We start from the raw sequence: 19,229 nt of genomic DNA, 5'->3' as shown, positions 1-19,229 counted from the left end.
TCGACAGTCAGAGCAAGCGTCGAAGCTCCCCCAACGGCGGGAACGTGAGCGTCTCGGCCGCCTCCACGTCGCGGACGAGCGGTCGGAAGTCGTCGGCGTCGGTGACGAGCGGCGACTGGAAGTCGGACGCGCGCATTCGATTGACTTCGACCCCGGCCGCGAAGCGGGTGAACGCCGGGAGCATCAGCACGTCGCCGCCGCGGTAGGCGTCGGGGCCGTAGAGGACGCAGGGCCGCCGCCGACCCTCGATGGAGAGCGTCGGGTGGTCGTGGCCGACGACGTAGCGGTCGGCGTCGCCGTCGGGTTCGCGGTGGCCGTGGCAGACGAGCGTCCCGTCGGCGAGGCGGTACTCGTCGTGCACGTCGCCCGACCAGACCTCCGCGAGCATCGTGTCGTGGTTGCCGGCGACGAACACCGGGTCGGCACCGGCGTCGTCGCACGTCTCCGCGAGGGTTTCGAGGGCCGCGACGTGGCGCTCCGAGACGCGGTCGAACCGGTGGAGCACGTCGCCGGCGAAAACGACCTCGTCGGGCGCGAACTCGCCGCAGTAGGCTCGCAGGCGCTCGGCGAGGTCGGTTCCCTCGCCGAGCGGGAAATCGACCGCCGAGGCGTCGGCTCGGCCGACGTGCAGGTCCGCGAGGACGAGCGCGGCGGCGTCGGGGAGAAAGAGAGCGCGCTCGCGGACGGAGACGCGTGTCACGACCGAGTGGACGGCCCTCGAAGACAAATCACCACCGGAGGCGCGCGCCGCGCTGCGGGCCGGCGAGCGGGCGGCGAAACCGGGGCCGGTGCCGCCGCCGGAGCAGGGGCCTTTTTAGTCGGTGCGTCCCACGTTCGGCACATGAGCGGCGCACTGGAGGACAAGCGCACCGCGACCCGCTTTCGCATCCTCGCCGAGATAGCCGACCGACAGCCGGCGGTGAGTCAGGGCGAAATCGCCGAGGCGGTCGGGGTGACGAGTCAGGCGGTCTCCGAGTACATCCGCGACCTCGTCGAAGACGGGCTCGTCGAAAAGCAGGGCCGGTCGCGCTACCGCGTGACGAAAGAGGGCGTCGACTGGCTGTTTCAGGAGGCGCGCGCCCTCCAGCGGTTCGCCGAACACGTCACCGACGACGTGCTGGAGAGCGTCAACGAGGACGCCGCAATCGTCACCGACGACGTGGCGGCCGGCGACACCGTGACGCTGTCGCTCCGCGACGGCCTGCTCCACGCCACGCCCGGCGACGACGGGCCGGCCATCGGCGTCGCCACCACCGACGCCGAGGCGGGCGACGCGGCCAGCGTCACCGGCTTCGAGGGCGTCATCGAGATGGAACCCGGCTCGGTCCGCGTCCTGCAGGTGTCGCCCGCGCGACTCGCCGAGTCCGACGCGGTCGACTCGGACGCGCTCGCGGCGGCGTGCGACGAGGCCGACATCGTCGTCGCCGCGGGCGTCGAGGCGGTCGTCGCCTGCCGCCACGCGGAAATCGACGTGCGGACGTGGTTCGCGCCGGGCGAGGTCGCCGCCGACGCCGCGGCCCGCGGGCTCGACGCCGCGGTCGTCGCCAGCACCGACACCGCCGGACGCGTGACCGACGCGCTCCGCGACGCGGGCGTGCTGTTCGAAGTGACGGAGCCGTAGCTCCGCGCCGGGTTCGGTTTTTCAAGTCAGGTCGCCGCTTAGCTCTCGGCGTGTTCTCGCGCCATCGTGTACGCCTCCCGTAGCTCGCGGAAGCGCTCTCGGTCGCCGCCGTGGTCGGGATGGACGTCTTTCACCCGCGCTCGATAGGCGTCTCTGACGGCGTCCGAGGAGGCGTTCGCGGGGAGGCCGAGGCGGTCGAACGCGGCCGACACCGGGTCGTCGAGGTCGGCCAGTTCGGGCTCGATGTCCGGCACGTCGAAGGGGAGCCGTCGCCCGAGTTGGCCGCCGGGCATCTCGTGTTCGCAGAGGACGGCGTAGACCCCGGCGCGTTCGAGGCGGAAGAACGCCTGCGCGTCGAAGGTGATGGCGACGCCGCGGTCGGGGAGGAAGAACGCAACCGTCTCGCCGCGGACCGGGCGGTCCTCGACGAACCGCTCGTCGATGGAGGTGAGGTAGTCGCGGATTTCGAGGCGACGGCGACCCGTCCCGTTGACGCGGGGGCCGCGGGAGACCTGCCGCTCCGGGAACACACGACCGCCGACGACGAAGACGCCGGCGACGACGACGGAGGCGACCGCGCCCGCCACGAGGCCGACGAGGAGCCACGGCGGGAGCAGAAAGACCCACTCCGGAAGCACGCTAGAAATCACGGGGCGAGCGATTATGAACCCCTCGCTGTCCGTAATGGTTTGCCGGCGGCGGCCCAAGCGTCGGTATGCGACCGATTCGCTTCGAGGAGGCCGACAGCGCGGAGCGCACGCAAATCGGCGAGGGACTGACGCGTCCGGCCGTCGCCGCCGGGCGACTGGAGACGGGCCGCGCGGAAGGGAAGTACTTCCTCCGGCACGACGACGGCTGTGCCGTCTGCGGGACGCCGGTCGAAGCCGGGTCGCCGTTCTACCTCGACCCGGACACCGGCGAGGTGCTCTGCGAGGAACACGGGCGGGAACGACGAGAGGCCTGAGAACGTCCGTCTCCGGGACGACGACACAATTTCATACTCGCCTTCGAGTGAGTTTTCATTCATACTTGTTTCGTTCGCAAACTTCTTTATCGGGGTGCGGGACCATACGAACATCACATGGCTGTAGTCTGGCTGGACGACGTACGGGCTGACGACCTCGACTTGGTCGGTGGGAAAGGCGCGTCGCTGGGCGAACTAACCGGTGCGGGGCTTCCCGTCCCGCCGGGTTTTGTCGTGACGGCGAGCACGTATCGCGCGTTCATCGAGGACGCGGGCATCGACGACGAGCTATTCGCCGCGGTCGAGGTCGACCACGAGGACTCCGCGGCACTACAGGCGGCCCACGAGACCGCGCACGACCTCATCATGGAGACGCCGATGCCGGACGACGTTCGGGAGGAAATCCTGGACGCCTACCGGAGCGTCGGCGAGGGCGACTCCTTCGTCGCCGTGCGGTCGTCCGCGACGGCCGAAGACCTGCCTGACGCCTCCTTCGCGGGCCAGCAGGAGACGTTCCTCAACATCACCGAGGAGGACCTCCTCGACCGCGTCAAGGAGTGCTGGGCCTCGCTGTTCTCCGAGCGCGCCATCTACTACCGCAACCGGAAGGGCTTCCCCCACGACAAGGTCGACATCGCGGTGGTCGTCCAGCAGATGGTCGACGCCGAGAAGTCCGGCGTGATGTTCACCCGTCACCCCTCGACCGGCAAGAAAGAGATTATCATCGAGGCGGCGTGGGGTCTCGGTGAGGCCGTCGTCTCCGGCACCGTCTCGCCCGACAACTACGTGGTCAGCCGCGAGACCGGCGAGGTCGAGACGGCGACCATCGCGGACAAGAAGACGATGTGCGTCCGCGACGAGGAGACCGGCGAGACCGTCATGCGCGACGTGCCGAACGACCACCGCCACGAGCGCGTCCTCACCGACGACGAGGTGTCCCGCCTGCTCGAACTCGGCGAACTGGTCGAAGACCACTACGAGTCGCCGCAGGACGTGGAGTGGGCCGTCTACGACGGCGAGGTGTACATGCTCCAGTCGCGCCCGATTACGACCATCGCAGAGGGCGACGACGGCGAGGAAGGCGAAAGCGACAGCGGGAGTTCGCGGGCGGCCGCGACGGGCGACGACGTGCTCATCCGCGGTCTCGGCGCGAGCCCGGGTATCGCCTCCGGCCGCGCCCGCATCGTCACCAAGCTCGACCACCTCGACCAGGTCGCCGAGGGCGACATCATCGTCACCGAGATGACCATGCCGGACATGGTGCCCGCGATGAAGCGCGCCGCCGGCATCGTCACCGACGAGGGGGGCATGACCTCCCACGCAGCCATCGTCTCCCGCGAACTCGGCGTGCCGGCGGTCGTCGGCACCGGCGACGGGACGAAAACGCTCGAAGACGGCGAGATAATCACCATCGACGGCGACAAAGGAACTATCCGCGAGGGCGAGGAGCCCGAAGAGAAACAGCGCCAGCCCGTCGAGGAGGCCCGCCCCAAGACGCCCGTCAAGCCGATGACCGCGACCGAGGTCAAGGTCAACGTCTCCATCCCCGAGGCGGCCGAGCGTGCGGCCGCAACGGGCGCTGACGGCGTCGGCCTGCTCCGAATCGAGCACATGGTCCTGACGCTCGGCAAGACCCCCGAGCGGTTCATCGAGCAGAACGGCGAGCGCGCCTACGTGGACGAAATCGTCTCGGGCGTCCGCGAGGCCGCAGAAGAGTTCTACCCGCGGCCGGTCCGCGTCCGCACCCTCGACGCGCCGACCGACGAGTTCCGACAGCTCGAAGGCGGCGAGAACGAGCCGCGCGAACACAACCCGATGCTCGGCTACCGCGGCATCCGCCGCGGCCTCGACAACCCGAGCGTCTTCCGCCTCGAACTGCAGGCGTTCCGCCGCCTGTTCGACATGGGCTACGACAACCTCGAAGTCATGTTCCCGCTCGTCAACGACGCGGAGGACGTGCTGCGAGCGAAAGAGCACATGCGCGAGGCGGGTATCGACCCCGAAAAGCGCGAGTGGGGCGTCATGATAGAGACGCCGGCCGCGGCGCTCTGCATCGAAGAACTCGCCGACGCCGGCATCGACTTCGCCTCGTTCGGCACGAACGACCTGACGCAGTACACCCTCGCGGTGGACCGCAACAACGAGCACGTCGCCGACATCTACGACGAACTGCACCCGGCGGTGCTCAAACTCATCGGCGACACCATCGAGACGTGCCGCGAGGTCGGCGTGAAGACGAGCATCTGCGGGCAGGCCGGCTCGAAGCCCAAGATGGTCCAGTTCCTCGTCGACAAGGGCGTCAGCTCCATCTCGGCCAACATCGACGCCGTCCGCGACGTGCAACACGAGGTCAAGCGCGTCGAACAGCGACTCCTCCTCGACTCGGTCCGCTGAGGTCCGTCGAGGTCGAGGGCCGTCCACCCGCGTTCCGCCTTTTCTCGTCTCCGTAGCGGTAGCCGTCGGCTTGGCGCGGCGGCGCACCGGAGCGGAACCGATATACTGGGTGTGGTTATAATGGGATACATGCAGCGCGCGGCACCGCAGGAGTTCGACCGCGTCCTCTCTTCGATGTGCACCCGACCGCACCCGGCCGCCCGGAAGGCCGCAGAGCGGTTCTTTGCCACCAACCCCGGCGACCCGGCGACCTATCAGGCCGTCGCCGCCCTCGAAGAAGACGCACTCTCGTACCTCGGCGATATCACCGGCCTCTCGGCCCCCCACGGCTACGTGACAAGCGGCGGGACCGAGGCCAACATCCAGGCTATCCGCGCCGCGCGAAACCACGCCCGCGACGACGACCCGAACGTCGTCGCCCCCGAGAGCATCCACTTCAGCTTCCAGAAGGCCGCCGACGTGCTCGACGTAGAACTCCGCATCGTGCCCGTGGACGACGACTACCGCGCGAACGTCGCGGCCGTCCGCGAGGCGGTCGACGACCACACCGTCCTCGTCGCCGGCGTCGCCGGCACGACCGAGTTCGGCCGCGTCGACCCGATTCCCGAGTTGACGGCGGTCGCCCACGACGCCGGCGCGCTGATGCACGTCGACGCCGCGTGGGGCGGCTTCATCCTCCCCTTCACCGACCACGAGTGGTCGTTCGCCCACGCCCCCGTCGATTCGATGACCATCGACCCCCACAAGTACGGGCAGGCGGTCGTCCCCGCCGGCGGTCTGTTGTTCCGCGAGAAGTCGGTCGTGGACTCGCTGGCGGTCGATACGCCATACCTCGAATCCGCGTCGCAGGCGAGCCTCACCGGGACCCGAAGCGGCGCGGGCGTCGCCTCCGCGGCCGCCGCGATGCGCGAACTCTGGCCCGACGGCTACCGCGACGTCTACGAGCGCCAGCAGGCGAACGCCGACTGGCTCTACGACGAACTCCGCTCTCGGGGCTACGACGCCGTCGAGCCCGAACTTCCGCTGGTCGCCGCGAGCGTCCCCGACGGGCAGTTCGAGTCCCTTCGGGACCTCGGCTGGCGCATCTCGCGGACCGCGAGCGGCGAACTCCGCATCGTCTGTATGCCGCACGTCTCCCGCGAGTCGCTCCGGGCGTTCCTCTCGGACCTCGACGACCTCCGGTCGGGACCGGCGCGCAACTGAGCCGGTCCGAACCTGAAAACTTACAATCGACTGGCTTCGACCCTCTCGTGTGTCTCTCACCGCGTTCGCATCGCTCGCAGACCTGACGCTCAGTCTGTACCCCGACTTCTCGTGGCTCTCGTCGCTCGTCGAGACGGCCACCGGCTGGGTCGGGCTGGTCATCATCTTCGCCTACTCGTTTCTCATCGCCTTCGCCCTCCCGGGCGTGAGCGAAATCGTCCTCGCCGCGCCGCTCGACCTCGGGCTCCCCTACAGCGCGAAGTTGGCGGTCATCATCCTCGTCAGCGGCGCGGGCAAGGCCGCCGGGAGCGTCTTCGCGTTCCACATCGGCCGACAGACGAAGGAGTCGGGCTACGTCGAGCGGGCGCTCGAACGGCTTCCGGTCGACGTGATGGGCTGGACCGAGCGCAAGGCCGTCCAAATCGCACAGAACTGGGGCTTCGCCGGGCTCGCGGCCGCGCTCTGCGTGCCGGGGTTCCCCGACACGCTCTCGATTTACGCGTTTTCGGTCCTCGAAGACGACTACCTCAAGTTCGCCGCCGCGACGTTCGTCGGCTCCTGCGGCCGACTCGTCGTGACGGTCATCGGTATCGAGGCCGCGCTGGCGTTCCTCTGAGCGGGGCGCTCGCGCGGGTCAGCCGCTCGTTTCCGAACCCGTCGCCGTCTCCGACGTCGCTTCGAACGACTCGAAAGACGCGTAGTTGACGACGACGAACGCGACGAACAGAACGACCGCGAGCGCCGCGAACGACAGCGAGAGCGTCCGGCACGTGGCCGCGGACAGCCCGAGGCGTCGGCCGACCGACTCGATTGCGAAGAGTCCGGCGAGCGCGAGCGAGACGCCGATGGCGAGAATCCAACCGCCGCCGAGGGGCGACTGCGGGACGACGAGGAGGCCGTAGCCGGCGACGAACAGTCCGACGAGGACGGCGAACACGGCGGCGAGGCCGACGCTCCGAGCGGGCGAGGAGGCGGTGGTCGTAGTCACGACGGAGAGAGCGTCGGCCGACGAGATAGCGATTCCGTGACTCGTGCTGGCGCGTCGCCGCCGCGGGTTCCCGCGGTCGGTCCGGGGCGACGGGACCGGGCGGGCCCGAGCGGTCCCGATAATTTATACGCCCGCTCGGCTTCAGTACCGGTGTGACCGCGACGGGTCTCCCCGACAACATGCGTATGCGCGCTCCCTTTTAGCCGCGGGTGGACCCGCCTTCGGCCGTCGCCTCGGTAACGTGAGACGACGGTCGGACCCGGCGAACCTCGGGGCAGAATCGCACCGCCAGACAGACGCATCCGAAGCGGCGGGCTTTAGGCCCGCTTCCGAGATACACGACATATATGAGTCACGAGGACTTCCCCACGGAGAACCCAGCGGTGGTGACGTGTGGACTGCCGTACGCGAACGGCGACCTCCACATCGGCCACCTCAGAACGTACGTCGGCGGCGACATCTACAGTCGCTCGCTGCGAGCACTCGGCCAGCAGACGGCCTTCGTCAGCGGGTCGGACATGCACGGCACGCCCGTCGCCGTCAACGCCGAGAAGGAGGGCGTCACGCCCGAGGAGTTCGCGCTCCGCCACCACGAGAAGTACGAGGCGACGTTCCCCCGCTTCAACATCGAGTTCGACAACTACGGCCACACCCACGACGAGACGAACACCGAACTGACGCAGGAAATCGTCCGCACGCTCGAGGCCGAGGGCTACGTCTACGAGAAGGAGATTCCGGTCGCCTACGACCCCGACGCGGACCAGTGGCTCCCCGACCGCTTCGTCGAGGGCGCGTGTCCGTACTGCGGCGCGCACGCCCGCGGCGACGAGTGCGACGAGGGGTGCGGCCGCCACCTCGAACCCGGCGAAATCGAAGACCCGACCTCGACGCTCACCGGTAACGCCGCGGAGTACCGCGAGCGCGAGCACAAGTTCTTCGCCGTCTCCGACCTCCAGGACTACCTCCAGGAGTTCATCGACCGCCTCGAAGGCACCTCGAACGCCCAGAACCAGCCCCGCGAGTGGATTGAGGGCGAACTGCAGGACTGGTGTATCACCCGCGACATGGACTGGGGCATCGACTACCCCGGCGTCTCCGAATCCGCCGAGGATTCGGAGGCAGACCGGACGGAGTCTGGGCGTGACGAGGGCGACGAGTCGGACGGCAGTTCGTCGCCGTCCGACACCTCCGACCTCGTGCTGTACGTCTGGGTCGACGCGCCAATCGAGTACGTCTCCTCGACCAAGCAGTACACAGAGCGCGTCGGCGCCGACACGTTCGACTGGGAGGCCGCGTGGAAGGAGTCCGGCGACATCGTCCACATCATCGGCCGCGACATCATCCAGCACCACACCGTGTTCTGGCCGGCGATGCTCCGCGGCGCGGGCTACGTCGAACCGCGCGCGGTCATGGCCTCCGGCTTCATCACGCTCAACGGCAAGGGCTTTTCCACCTCGCGCAACCGCGCCGTCTGGGCCGACGAGTACCTCGACGAGGGCTTCCACCCCGACCTGCTGCGGTACTACCTCGCCACCAACGGCGGGTTCCAGCAGGACGTGGACTTCTCGTGGTCGAAGTTCAAAGACCGCGTGAACAGCGAACTCGTCGGCACGGTCGGCAACTTCCTCTACCGGTCGATGCTCTTCGCGTACCGCAACTTCGAGGGGACGCCGGACGCCGAGGTGTCCGAGGAAGTCGAAGCCCGCATCGAGGAGGCTATCGACGAGTTCGAAGCCGGTATCAACGACTACTCGGTCCGGAAGTCCGGCAACGCCGCCGTCCGCCTCGCGCAGTTCGGCAACGAGTACATCCAGCGCAACGAGCCGTGGAAGCTCACCGACGAGGACCCCGAGGCCGCGGCGCAGGTCATCCGCGACTGCGTCCAAATCGCGAAGGCCATCGCCGTGCTGTTCTTCCCCGTCGCGCCGGGCAAGATGCAGGCGCTCTGGGAGCAACTCGGCGAGGACGGCTCGGTGGCCGGCACCGGCGTCGACGCCGCCTTCGAGGCCCCGCCGGCGTCCTTCGGCGAGCCCGAGGCGCTGTTCGAGAAAATCGAAGACGAGCGCGTCGAGGAACTCAACGAGAAGCTCGAAGCGCGCGTGGCCGAGACGGAATCCGAAAGCGACGAGTCCGACGAGGACGCGGAGGAAGATATGGACGCTGACACCGACGCCGACATCGACTTCGAACCCATCGCCGACGACCGCATCAGTTTCGAGGACTTCCAGGAACTCGACATCCGCGTGGGCGAAATCGTCGCCGCCGAGGGCATCGACGGCGCGGACAAACTCGCCAAGCTCACCGTCGATATCGGCGTCGAAGAGCGCCAAATCGTCGCCGGCATCAAACAGCTCCACGACCTCGACTCGCTCGCCGGGTCGAAGGTCATCATCGTCGCCAACCTCGAGAAGGCCGAACTGTTCGGCGTCGAGTCCAACGGGATGCTGTTGGCCGCGGGCGACGAGGCCGACATCCTGACGACCCACGGCGACGCCGTCCCCGGCACGAAAGTTCAGTAGACGGCCGCCCGTGACCCGATAAACGACTCCCCACGACCCTATTTTTCGCCGCGCTGTTTTCACCCCACACCGTCCCCGTGTCAGACGCGGACCACAGCGCCTAACTGCGCCGACCCCCGAGCGTCGCCCATGCGAATCGGAAGACGGGAAGCGGTCGGCATCGTCGTCGCGCTCGCGGTGTTCGCGGGCGTCGTCGCCGCGGTCACCGGCGGGGGCGCGGGCACGCTGACCGTCGAACGCGTGGACGAACTCCCGCAGGGACAGGGCGCGGTCGCCTTCGGCAACCTCGACCCCGACCAGCGCGAGACGTTCGAGGAGGCAGTCTCGACCGGCGAACCGACGGCGATACCGAACGAAGCCGCGAGAAACGAGTTCGTCGACCCCGGCTACGTCCGGTACGACGGCGGCATCTACCGGACGACCGTCTCCGACTGAACCGGCGTTCGACGCTCGAATCCCGCGCCGTAATCGGAGTCGATTTGAGCGGTGACGCTGGAGCGCCGCCCATGCGAGCCAGCGTGCTACTCGCCGTGGCGCTCGTCGTCTCGACGGGCTGTCTCGGCGGCGGAAGCGGGACCGCGAGGCTGAGCGTCACCCAAGTCGACGACCTCCCGAAGGGCGAGGGGGCCGTCTCGTACCAGAATCTCGCGCCGGCCCAGCAGTCGGCGTTTCGGGAGGCGCTCGGGGGCGAGACCGTGACGCTTCGGGAGGGAACGGACAGAAACGAGTTCCGCGACCCCGGTTACGTCCGGTACGACGGCAAAATTTACCAAACAACCATTATAGTTCCGTGAGGCCGACCGAGCGGTCAGTTCGATAGGCGAACTATAGAGAGTACGTATGCGAACCCGTTACTCGGCACCGAGTTCATCATCGGGCTTTTTTATCAGTCACTCGTAGGCGACGCCATGAGAAACGCAAAAATCGTCTGCACCCTCGGTCCCGCGTCCTTCGACCGAGAGACGATTCGCGGGCTCGCCGACGCCGGCATGAGCGTCGCTCGGATGAACGCGAGCCACGGCAACGTCGAACACCGGTCCGACGTCATCGACAGCATTCGCGCCGTCGACGACGCGACCGACGAACCGCTCGCGGCCATGCTCGACCTGCAGGGCCCCGAGGTACGAACCGCCGACATCGACGAGGACATCTACCTCGAAACCGGAAGCGAGGTCCGCTTCTACGAGGGCGACGACGCCACGCCCGAGGCCGTCGGCCTGTCGTACTCCATCACCGCCGCGGAGGCCGGCGACACCATCCTCCTCGACGACGGCCGCATCGAGGCAACCGTCGAGTACGTCGAAGACGACGCGGTCCACGCGACCATCGTCTCCGGCGGGAAGCTCAGTTCGCGCAAGGGCGTGAACGTCCCCGGCGTCGACCTCGATATCGACCTCATCACCGACTCCGACTACGAGAACCTGAAGCTCGCCGCGGAGAAGGAAGTCGACTACGTCGCCGCCTCGTTCATCCGCGACGCGGAGGACGTCTACACCATCAGCGACACCCTCGAGAACCTCGGCGCGGAGATTCCCATCATCGCCAAAATCGAGCGCGCCGGCGCGGTCGACAACCTCGACGAAATCATCCAGGCGGCCCACGGCGTGATGGTCGCCCGCGGCGACCTCGGCGTCGAGTGCCCCCTCGAAGAGGTTCCCATCATCCAGAAGCGCACCATCCGCAAAGCGCAGGCCGCGGGCGTGCCGGTCATCACCGCGACCGAGATGCTCGACTCGATGGTCCGCTCGCGCCGCCCGACCCGCGCGGAGGCGTCCGACGTGGCCAACGCCGTCCTCGACGGCACCGACGCCGTGATGCTCTCCGGCGAGACCGCCGTCGGCGACCACCCCGTCCGCGTCGTCGAGACGATGTCCCGCATCGTCGAGGAAGTCGAGGAAAGCCCCGAGTACGACGAGAGTCAAGAACAGCGCGTCCCGACCGCCGACGAGGGCTCCCGCACGGAGGCGCTCGCCCGCTCGGCGCGCTACCTCGCCCGCGACGTGAACGCCGCGGCCGTCGTCGCCGTCTCCGAGTCCGGCTACACCGCCCGGAAGACCGCGAAGTTCCGCCCCGGCGTCCCCGTCGTCGCCGTCACGCCGAACGACCGAACGCGCCGCCAGCTCGCCGTCTCGTGGGGCGTCTCGGCGCAGTACGCCGACTACAGCCCGAGCGTCGAGGGCGTCATGGACGACGCCGTCACCGCCGCGCTCGACGCCGGCGTCGCGGAGTCCGGCGACACCATCGTCGTCCTCTCCGGCATGATGACGGAGCTCGAAGGCACGAACACGACGAACATGCTCAAGGTCCACGTCGCCGCCGAGCCCGTCGCCACGGGCCGGAAAATCGTCAGCGGCCGCGTCGCCGGCCCCCTCTACCGCACCGAGGACGGCGACCTCACGGACGTCCCCGAGGGCGCGATTCTCGCGCTGTCGGCCGAGTTCGACGGCGAGTTCAACGGCGACGCCGACAAGCTCGCCGGCATCGTCGACGCCCGCGCGGGCATGACCGGCTACCCGGCGCTCGTCGCGCGCGAACTCGACATCCCGATGGTGTCGGGCGCGCCGCTCCCGAAAACCATCGCGGAGGGCGCGACCGTCACGCTCCACGCCGAGCGCGGCATCGTCTACGAGGGCGACGTCATCAGCCACGACCGCGGCAACCGGCAGTAGTGCGGTAGCCCTTTCCCGCCGCGACGCCTAGTCACGAATCGATGTCCCGCGCACCCTCTCCCGAGGCCGAAGACGACCGCGATGGTGACGGCGACGGCGAGTGGCGCTTCGGCGTCGACGACGTCGGTCCCGACGGCATCATCGACGACGAGCCCGAGATCGAACAGCTCCCCATCGAGCCCGAGTCGCCGCGGGCGGAGAACATCGCGTTCGTCCTCCTCGGCGTCCTCCTCGCGGTCGGGCTCATCGCCGTCACCGTGTTCCCGGGCGCGTTCTGACCGCCTCGCCACACGCCGACCGCGACCCGCCGCGAGGACCGATTTCGACCCGTCCGACTTTCCGTTTTGATAATCGGGACTGTTGATTTATGTGACCCCGAGGGGAACCACCGTCAACCCCCCGACCGGGACATACGAAATGAGTTACGCAGTCCGCGCACCCTCCGTGTTGCTCGCCGCGTCGATTCTCCTCGCGGCGCTCTGGGTTCCGACGCCCGCAGTCGCCGCCGACGAGCCGACCGCGTCGTTCGGCGAGGACGTCACCACCGTCACCCGCGGCGACGTCGTCGAGATACGTGTCCAGCACTCCCAACCGGGCACGCTCCACATCGGCGGCGACGGCTACGGCTACCACCTGAGCGTCGCCCTCGTCGGGTCGGGGACGACCACCCTGACCATCGACACCTACAACTCGACCGGCGCGCCCGAGACGTACGTCTCCGGCGGCGGCAACAAAACGCTCCACACCGGCCAACTCAGCGAGCCAATCGAGCCGGCGACGTACATGATGAACGTCACCATCGACGGCGTCGAGCGCGCCATCGGCCAACTCGACGTCGCGGAGCGCGGGAACACGTCGGCGACGACCAACGTCGCGCCCGCGAGCCTGAACGACTCCGACTCGTCGCTGTCGCCCGGGGACATCCGGGACGTGGTCACAGAGCGAACGACCGTCGCCAAGGGCGACCTCGCGGTCATCCGCCTCAACGAGAGCGGGCTCGAATCGGCGCTGAACCCGGAGGACGTGACCGGCGGCGCGAACGCTAACGGCATCGAAATCACGCTGAATCAGCTCGAAGTCCGACCGAACCGGGAACAGCAGACGTTCCTCGCGACGCCCGAAAACGGGACGACCGTCGTCACCGACTTCGAGAACGACGAGGTGTTCCTCGTCTGGGACACCGCCGACCTCCCGCTGGAAGGCGACGCCGAGGACTACGAACTGCAGGTGACGCTCCGCGGCGACCACAGCGACTTCGTCGAGGAGGACACCATCACGGCGCGCTCGCGGGTGCGACTCGTCGAGCCGATCGTCTCCATCGAGGTGCGAAACGAGACGGTGTACCCGTGGGAGTCCCTGCGGGTGAACGTCACCGGCGAGACGACGCTCGCGCCGAACAGCGTCGTCGAACTCCGGGCGCGCGCCCCCGGCCAGCCGTTCTTGAAACTCGTGCCGATGACGGTCACGGCGAACCGGACCGTCTCGCAGAACCTCACGTTCGCGCCCGAGGACCGCGGGCTCACGTTCCCCCTGTGGGTGCGCGACTACCGCGACGAGACCGAACACACGATGCGCATCCTCGACTCCGAGGCGAACCTCCGCTTCCTCGACCAGGAGACCGACGGGACGTTCGTCACCGTCAGCCGGGTGAACCTCTCCGTCGGCGGCTTCGTCGCCGTCGAGACCGCCGACGAGGAGCCGCTGGGAACGAGCGCGCACCTCCCGCCGGGGACGCACCGAAACGTCGTCGTGGAGTTCGACCGGCGGCAGTTGGTCGACGCGGAACTGCTCGCCATCGCCTACGCGGACCGCGACCGCGACGGGAACTTCTCGGTCGCGGTCGATGCACCGTACCGGACCGGAGACGACAGTACCGACACCGACGGCAACGCGACCGACGGCAACCAGACGGCCGGCACCATCGTCGCCGACGACGCGATGGTCCGGCTCGAACCCGGCGCGAAGACGCCGACACCGACGCCGACGGCCACGCCGACCGGGACCGCGACGGAATCGACCCCGGCGACGACGACGGAGACGCCGTTCCCGGTCGTCGAGCGGACGCCGCTGGAACCGGCCGCCGCCGGAACGAACACCAGTATCCCGTTCTCGCCGGGGCTGGCCGTCGTCGCGCTGGTCCTCACCGGACTGGTCGCGCGGCGACTGCGGCGCTGACGAACACCGAGGCGACAAGATGACACACGACCGACGCGGACACGACCGACGACCCGCCCCCGACGGCCCGGAGGGACGCGAACAGTGACGAGACTCGTCGAACTCGAACCGACGAAGTTCGTCCGCTTCCTCTCGGACCTCTGGACCCAACGGAACTGGCAGACGAACGCCCAGCCCCGCGGCGAGGGACGCTACCTCGTGCAGGGCCAGCGCGGCGACGGGACGAAGGGGCTCATGCTCGTGCTCCCGGCCGTCGAGACGACGGTCGGAAAGGGACACGTCAAGGGCTTCGTCGCGCACGCGAAAAAGCGCGGCATCGACACCGTCGTCGTCGCCACGCAGGGCGAGTTCGACGACGCAGTCCGCGGGTTCGCCACGAACCACGACGTGACGCTGCTCGATCGCGACGAACTCGGCGAGACCGTCGCCGAGGAGGGCCTCGAACAGACGGTCAAACAGTACACCGACGGCGACGTGTTCGAGACGGCGGAAGTCGAGTTCGGCCTGCCGTTCGACCTTCCAGAGCCGGTCGAAGAGGCGCTTTCGTCGCTTCCGATAGCCGCCGTGCGCGAACGCCTCGCCGGACTCACCGGCGGCGACGGCGACGGTGACGGTGGCGAAGACTCCTCGGGAGGCTCGCTCCGCGACAGACTGCCGTCGTCGGTGGACGACCTGAAATCGGGGTCGCCGCCGAGCGTCCGCGTCGTCGTCGTCGCCGTCCTGTTGCTCGTCCTCGCGCTCGGCTCCGTCGCCGTGCTCGGACCGATGGTGGACGGTCTCGGCGGGGTGGGCGGTGGCGGAAGCGGGGTCGCCGTCTCCGCGCTCTCGGGCGCGACCGCCGACTCGGCCGATCTGGTCGCGCGGTGGAACGCCCGGACGACCGACTCGCTTCAGGTGGGCAATCAGACGTACGCCGCGCCGGACGGAGAGCAGTTCGTCGTCGTCGGCCTCAACGCGACGGCCGCGAGCGGCTCGCCGGGAACCCTGCCACAGTCGGCGCTCGTGTTCGAGTCCGACGGGGTCAGCTACGGCCACCAGCCGCTTTCGAACGTGACCGGCTTCGACAACGGCGCGCTGTTCGCCCCCGGCGAGAGCACGCACGTCTGGACCGTCTTCGCCGTGCCGAGGAACGCGACCACCGGGACCGTCCTCGTCCAGCCGACCAACGAGGACACCGTGGCGTTCGTCCACGACGACACCGTCTCGACCGACCCCAACGACGACGACTGAGCGCGGGCGACTCCGACCGGCCGCGGGAACCCCGCATCGACCGCGGCCCTCGCGCCGCGTTCGACCCTCAATCCTTAATCGGGCGACGGCCCTAGACCCGGTATGGCACACCCGCCGTTCCTGTTACAGACCGGTCTCGTCAGTCCCGAGACGCTCCCGCTGTTGCTCGTGCTCGCGGGGCTCGGCCTGTCGCTCGCGGAGGCCATCGCCCCCGGCGCGCACTTCGTCGTCCTCGGCGTCGCCCTCCTCGCGGCGGGACTGGTCGGCCTCTTTATCCCGCCGCTGGCAGGCCCAATCGTTCTCGGCCTGCTCGTCTTCGTCTTCGGCGCGCTCGCGCTCTACGGCTACCGAGAACTCGACATCTACGGCGGGAAGGGAGAAGGAAAGACGAGCGACTCGGACGCGCTGACGGGCAAGATGGGGCGCGTCACGGAGCGCGTCACGCCGACCAGCGGCGAGGTCAAACTCGACGAGGGCGGCTTCAACCCCTACTACGCCGCCCGGTCGGTCCACGGCGAACTGGAAGAGGGAACCGAGGTCATCGTCGTCGACCCCGGCGGCGGCAACGTCGTGACCGTCGAAGGCGTCGGCCCCGGCGAGGACGAAATCGACCGCGAACTCGCCCGCGAGCGGGCGCGGCAGCGACGCGAGGAGTCCGCAGAGCGGGAAGAAGAACTCGAACGAGAGGGCACGGAAGGTGTCTGACCGTCGGCGACGGCCCAGTTCGGAGTAACTGAGCGTCATTCCCCCCGAAATCGTCCGACGTGACGGCCGGACCACACGAATACTTATCATTCTGCCAACCCAAGGCGGGCTTATGGACCTACTTGCCCTCCAGGCTGGGCTGGGCATCGGAGGCGTCGTCGCCGGCCTCCTCGTGCTCGTCCTCGCCATCGTGACGGTGTACCAGATGGTCGAAATCGTGGACGCCTACGAGAAGAAGGCGCTCACGGTGTTCGGGGAGTACCGACGCCTCCTCGAACCGGGTATCAACTTCATCCCGCCGTTCGTCTCACGGACCTACGCGTTCGACATGCGGACCCAGACGCTCGACGTGCCCCGGCAGGAAGCCATCACCCGCGACAACTCGCCGGTGACCGCCGACGCCGTCGTCTACATCAAGGTGATGGACGCCAAGAAGGCGTTCCTCGAGGTCGACAACTACAAGCGCGCCGTCTCCAATCTCGCCCAGACGACCCTCCGGGCCGTCCTCGGCGACATGGAACTCGACGACACGCTCAACAAGCGGCAGGAAATCAACGCGCGCATCCGCAAGGAACTCGACGAGCCGACCGACGAGTGGGGCGTCCGTGTCGAGTCCGTCGAGGTCCGCGAGGTCAACCCCAGCGCCGACGTGCAGCAGGCGATGGAACAGCAGACCTCCGCCGAGCGCCGCCGCCGCGCCATGATTCTCGAAGCGCAGGGTGAGCGTCGCTCCGCCGTCGAGACCGCGGAGGGTGAAAAGCAGTCGAACATCATCCGCGCGCAGGGTGAAAAGCAGTCGCAGATTCTCGAAGCGCAGGGTGACGCCATCTCGACCGTCCTCCGCGCGAAGTCCGCCGAGTCGATGGGTGAACGCGCCATCATCGACAAGGGGATGGAGACGCTCGAACGCATCGGTCAGGGCGAGTCCACGACGTTCGTCCTCCCGCAGGAACTCACCTCGCTCGTGGGTCGCTACGGCAAACAGCTCACCGGCTCCGACGTACAGGACATGGAGGGGCTGTCGAGCAAGCAGTTCGACGAGGAGACCCGCGAACTCATCGGGCTCGACGACATCGAGGAGATTCTCGGCCAGATAGACCAGGCCGCCGAGATGGACGTCGAACAGCTCGAACAGGAGGCCGAGGCCATCAAGGCCGGCGCGGAGGTCAACGACATCAAATCGCCCGACGAGGTCATCGCCGAGGCCGACGAGGACGAAGAACCCATCAAGTCGTCGGACGAGGTCGTCGCGGAAAGCGAGGGCGCGGGCGACGCGGCCGCGACCGACGAATCGGCGAGCACGAACACCGCGGGCAACGGCCAACCGGCCACCGACGCTGACGACGGCGACGACGACGAAAACGAGATGTCCTTCGAGAAGGACCTCGAATAGTCGCGTCGGCGGACCGTCCCGGATTCGGACGGTTGTAAATGCCGAAGCCCTTTTCTTCGCGCCGTCTCGTATGTGGGAGTAGATGTCGAATCGCCGGGTAGACGAAGACAAGCGCGCGACCCTCCGTCGGTTCGCCGCGCTCGGGGCCGCGACGCCACTCGTGGGCCTCGGGGGCGGCGACGACGGCGAGGACGACTCCTCCGGGTCGAGCGACGCGCGGGACGCCATCGTCGGCTACGTCGCGTCCACGCCCGGCGCGCACTTCTCGAAGGTCCGCGACGACCTCCAGTTGGGAACCGGCGAGACGCAGTACCACCTCCGGAACCTCGTCGACGACGACACGCTCGAAGTGCGCCGCGACGGCGACTACAAGCGGTTTTTCCCCGCGAGCCGGTTCTCGGAGTTCGAGCAGGTCGCCCTCGGCTACCTCCGCCGGGACACGCCGCGCGGGATGCTCGTCCACCTGCTCCGCGACCCCGACGCGACGGGGAGCGAACTCGCCGACCGTCTGGGCGTCTCGCGGGCGACGGTGAGCACCTACGCGAAGGAACTCGACGCCGTGGGCCTCCTCTCGCGCGAGGACGGCTACGCGGTCCGCAACCCCGAGACGGTCATCACGCTCCTGATTCGCTACGCCGACTCCTTCGGCTCCGACGCCGCGGCGTTCGCCGACGACGCAGCCGAACTCATCCGCTTCGACCCCTGACGGGAGCGGACGAGTTGAAGTCGGCGAGCGAGACGTGCGACTGACGCTGTACCTGTGACGGTTCCGTGTCTATTCCGACTCGCAGCGGCGGCACTAAGACGCGAGAAAACCGGAAAAGCGGGGTGGAACGACGTAGGGTGGGAGACGACGGCGTTCCGGGTGGGGTGGCGCGAGGGAGGACGCGCCGGGGTGCACGCCGGAGACGGCGTGCGGCGGGGCCGGAGTGAAGCGTCAGCGGGAGTTCAGACGGTCACCTTCCACGTGGTACCCGAGGAGTAGCCCCACTTCTCGACGCTCACGTCGAAGTCGCCGTCGAGGATGGGACGCATGTTCGCGCCGACCTCCTTCGCCGAGAGGTCGAGGTCGTCGGCGATGAGCCGGGACTTGAAGTACGTCTTCGCCCCGGCGTTGGAGCGGAGGTAGTCGAGGATGCGGCGCTGTTTCTCCGAGAGGCTGCGGGTGGTGTCGAGGACCTCGCCCTCGACTGCGGTCGCGGAGGCGGTCGTGCTCATACCTACACAGAGAGACGAGACGCCTATCAGGGGTTTGGTACGGGAGCTTAACACGTCGCTGTCTTGCGGTTTTTACCAAAATCGGGGCGTCGGGGCGGCCCCACCGTACCGTCGCAGGTACAGTCGCCTAACACCCACGCGACGCGGACA

General features: G+C 68.3%; 19 protein-coding genes. 15 read left to right on the top strand and 4 right to left on the bottom strand.

Going from position 1 to position 19,229, the window contains the following annotated elements:
• Positions 1-7 precede the first annotated feature (7 nt).
• Positions 8-700, bottom strand: coding sequence for a metallophosphoesterase (locus AUR65_RS00335; RefSeq protein WP_058565834.1), 693 nt, complete (start codon positions 698-700; stop codon positions 8-10).
• A gap of 141 nt (positions 701-841) precedes the next feature.
• On the opposite strand from AUR65_RS00335, the gene AUR65_RS00330 reads away from it, so the two are divergent.
• On the top strand, positions 842-1,621 hold the full coding sequence (locus AUR65_RS00330; RefSeq protein ID WP_058565833.1) for a DUF7839 domain-containing protein: 780 nt from the start codon (positions 842-844) through the stop codon (positions 1,619-1,621).
• A 38-nt stretch (positions 1,622-1,659) separates the two neighbouring features.
• Here the strand turns inward: AUR65_RS00330 and AUR65_RS00325 are convergent, their stop codons facing one another.
• Positions 1,660-2,259 (bottom strand): J domain-containing protein, encoded by a 600-nt coding sequence (locus AUR65_RS00325; protein WP_058565832.1) that lies wholly within the window; start codon positions 2,257-2,259, stop codon positions 1,660-1,662.
• 77 nt (positions 2,260-2,336) lie between these two features.
• Between AUR65_RS00325 and AUR65_RS00320 the strand changes: the two genes are divergently transcribed.
• From AUR65_RS00320 to AUR65_RS00305, 4 genes are all read left to right on the top strand, one after another.
• On the top strand, positions 2,337-2,585 hold the full coding sequence (locus AUR65_RS00320) for a hypothetical protein (protein ID WP_058565831.1): 249 nt from the start codon (positions 2,337-2,339) through the stop codon (positions 2,583-2,585).
• A gap of 117 nt (positions 2,586-2,702) precedes the next feature.
• Positions 2,703-4,979 (top strand): phosphoenolpyruvate synthase, encoded by a 2,277-nt coding sequence (gene ppsA / locus AUR65_RS00315; protein WP_058565830.1) that lies wholly within the window; start codon positions 2,703-2,705, stop codon positions 4,977-4,979.
• 129 nt (positions 4,980-5,108) lie between these two features.
• The gene (gene mfnA, locus AUR65_RS00310) at positions 5,109-6,182 is read left to right on the top strand and encodes a tyrosine decarboxylase MfnA (protein ID WP_058565829.1); all 1,074 of its coding nucleotides are present in this window, start codon (positions 5,109-5,111) and stop codon (positions 6,180-6,182) included.
• Between the two features lie 49 nt (positions 6,183-6,231).
• Positions 6,232-6,798 carry a YqaA family protein gene (locus AUR65_RS00305; RefSeq protein ID WP_058565828.1) on the top strand — a complete coding sequence of 189 codons (567 nt, stop codon included), beginning with the start codon at positions 6,232-6,234 and terminating at the stop codon, positions 6,796-6,798.
• Positions 6,799-6,816: 18 nt separating this feature from the next.
• Here AUR65_RS00305 and AUR65_RS00300 read toward each other — a convergent pair whose 3' ends face one another.
• The gene (locus tag AUR65_RS00300; RefSeq protein WP_058565827.1) at positions 6,817-7,170 is read right to left on the bottom strand and encodes a hypothetical protein; all 354 of its coding nucleotides are present in this window, start codon (positions 7,168-7,170) and stop codon (positions 6,817-6,819) included.
• A gap of 347 nt (positions 7,171-7,517) precedes the next feature.
• On the opposite strand from AUR65_RS00300, the gene metG reads away from it, so the two are divergent.
• The 10 genes from metG (at position 7,518) to AUR65_RS00250 (ending at position 18,567) form a co-directional block, all read left to right on the top strand.
• Positions 7,518-9,689, top strand: coding sequence for a methionine--tRNA ligase (metG, locus tag AUR65_RS00295; RefSeq protein WP_058565826.1), 2,172 nt, complete (start codon positions 7,518-7,520; stop codon positions 9,687-9,689).
• A 129-nt stretch (positions 9,690-9,818) separates the two neighbouring features.
• Positions 9,819-10,124 carry a hypothetical protein gene (locus AUR65_RS00290; RefSeq protein WP_058565825.1) on the top strand — a complete coding sequence of 102 codons (306 nt, stop codon included), beginning with the start codon at positions 9,819-9,821 and terminating at the stop codon, positions 10,122-10,124.
• Between the two features lie 71 nt (positions 10,125-10,195).
• The gene (locus AUR65_RS00285) at positions 10,196-10,483 is read left to right on the top strand and encodes a hypothetical protein (protein ID WP_058565824.1); all 288 of its coding nucleotides are present in this window, start codon (positions 10,196-10,198) and stop codon (positions 10,481-10,483) included.
• 114 nt (positions 10,484-10,597) lie between these two features.
• Positions 10,598-12,358: a pyruvate kinase gene (pyk, locus tag AUR65_RS00280; RefSeq protein WP_058565823.1), complete on the top strand. Its 1,761-nt coding sequence runs from the start codon at positions 10,598-10,600 to the stop codon at positions 12,356-12,358.
• Positions 12,359-12,399: 41 nt separating this feature from the next.
• Positions 12,400-12,636 carry a DUF7312 domain-containing protein gene (locus tag AUR65_RS00275; RefSeq protein ID WP_058565822.1) on the top strand — a complete coding sequence of 79 codons (237 nt, stop codon included), beginning with the start codon at positions 12,400-12,402 and terminating at the stop codon, positions 12,634-12,636.
• Between the two features lie 139 nt (positions 12,637-12,775).
• On the top strand, positions 12,776-14,533 hold the full coding sequence (locus AUR65_RS00270; RefSeq protein ID WP_058565821.1) for a DUF7282 domain-containing protein: 1,758 nt from the start codon (positions 12,776-12,778) through the stop codon (positions 14,531-14,533).
• A gap of 84 nt (positions 14,534-14,617) precedes the next feature.
• A complete protein-coding gene (locus AUR65_RS00265) occupies positions 14,618-15,763 on the top strand; it encodes a restriction endonuclease (RefSeq protein WP_058565820.1) in 1,146 nt (381 codons plus the stop codon).
• A gap of 102 nt (positions 15,764-15,865) precedes the next feature.
• Positions 15,866-16,468: an NfeD family protein gene (locus AUR65_RS00260; protein ID WP_058565819.1), complete on the top strand. Its 603-nt coding sequence runs from the start codon at positions 15,866-15,868 to the stop codon at positions 16,466-16,468.
• Between the two features lie 112 nt (positions 16,469-16,580).
• Positions 16,581-17,861: an SPFH domain-containing protein gene (locus tag AUR65_RS00255; RefSeq protein WP_058565818.1), complete on the top strand. Its 1,281-nt coding sequence runs from the start codon at positions 16,581-16,583 to the stop codon at positions 17,859-17,861.
• An 82-nt stretch (positions 17,862-17,943) separates the two neighbouring features.
• Positions 17,944-18,567 carry a winged helix-turn-helix transcriptional regulator gene (locus AUR65_RS00250; RefSeq protein WP_058565817.1) on the top strand — a complete coding sequence of 208 codons (624 nt, stop codon included), beginning with the start codon at positions 17,944-17,946 and terminating at the stop codon, positions 18,565-18,567.
• 242 nt (positions 18,568-18,809) lie between these two features.
• On the opposite strand, the gene AUR65_RS00245 is transcribed toward AUR65_RS00250, so the two are convergent.
• Positions 18,810-19,079: a DUF7123 family protein gene (locus AUR65_RS00245; RefSeq protein ID WP_058565816.1), complete on the bottom strand. Its 270-nt coding sequence runs from the start codon at positions 19,077-19,079 to the stop codon at positions 18,810-18,812.
• Positions 19,080-19,229 lie beyond the last annotated feature (150 nt).

Origin of the sequence: Haloferax marisrubri, from assembly GCF_001469875.2 — an archaeon.
Classification (GTDB): domain Archaea; phylum Halobacteriota; class Halobacteria; order Halobacteriales; family Haloferacaceae; genus Haloferax; species Haloferax marisrubri.
The sequence above is the reverse complement of the archived record's forward strand: the minus strand, read 5'-3'. Positions and strand labels throughout refer to the sequence as shown.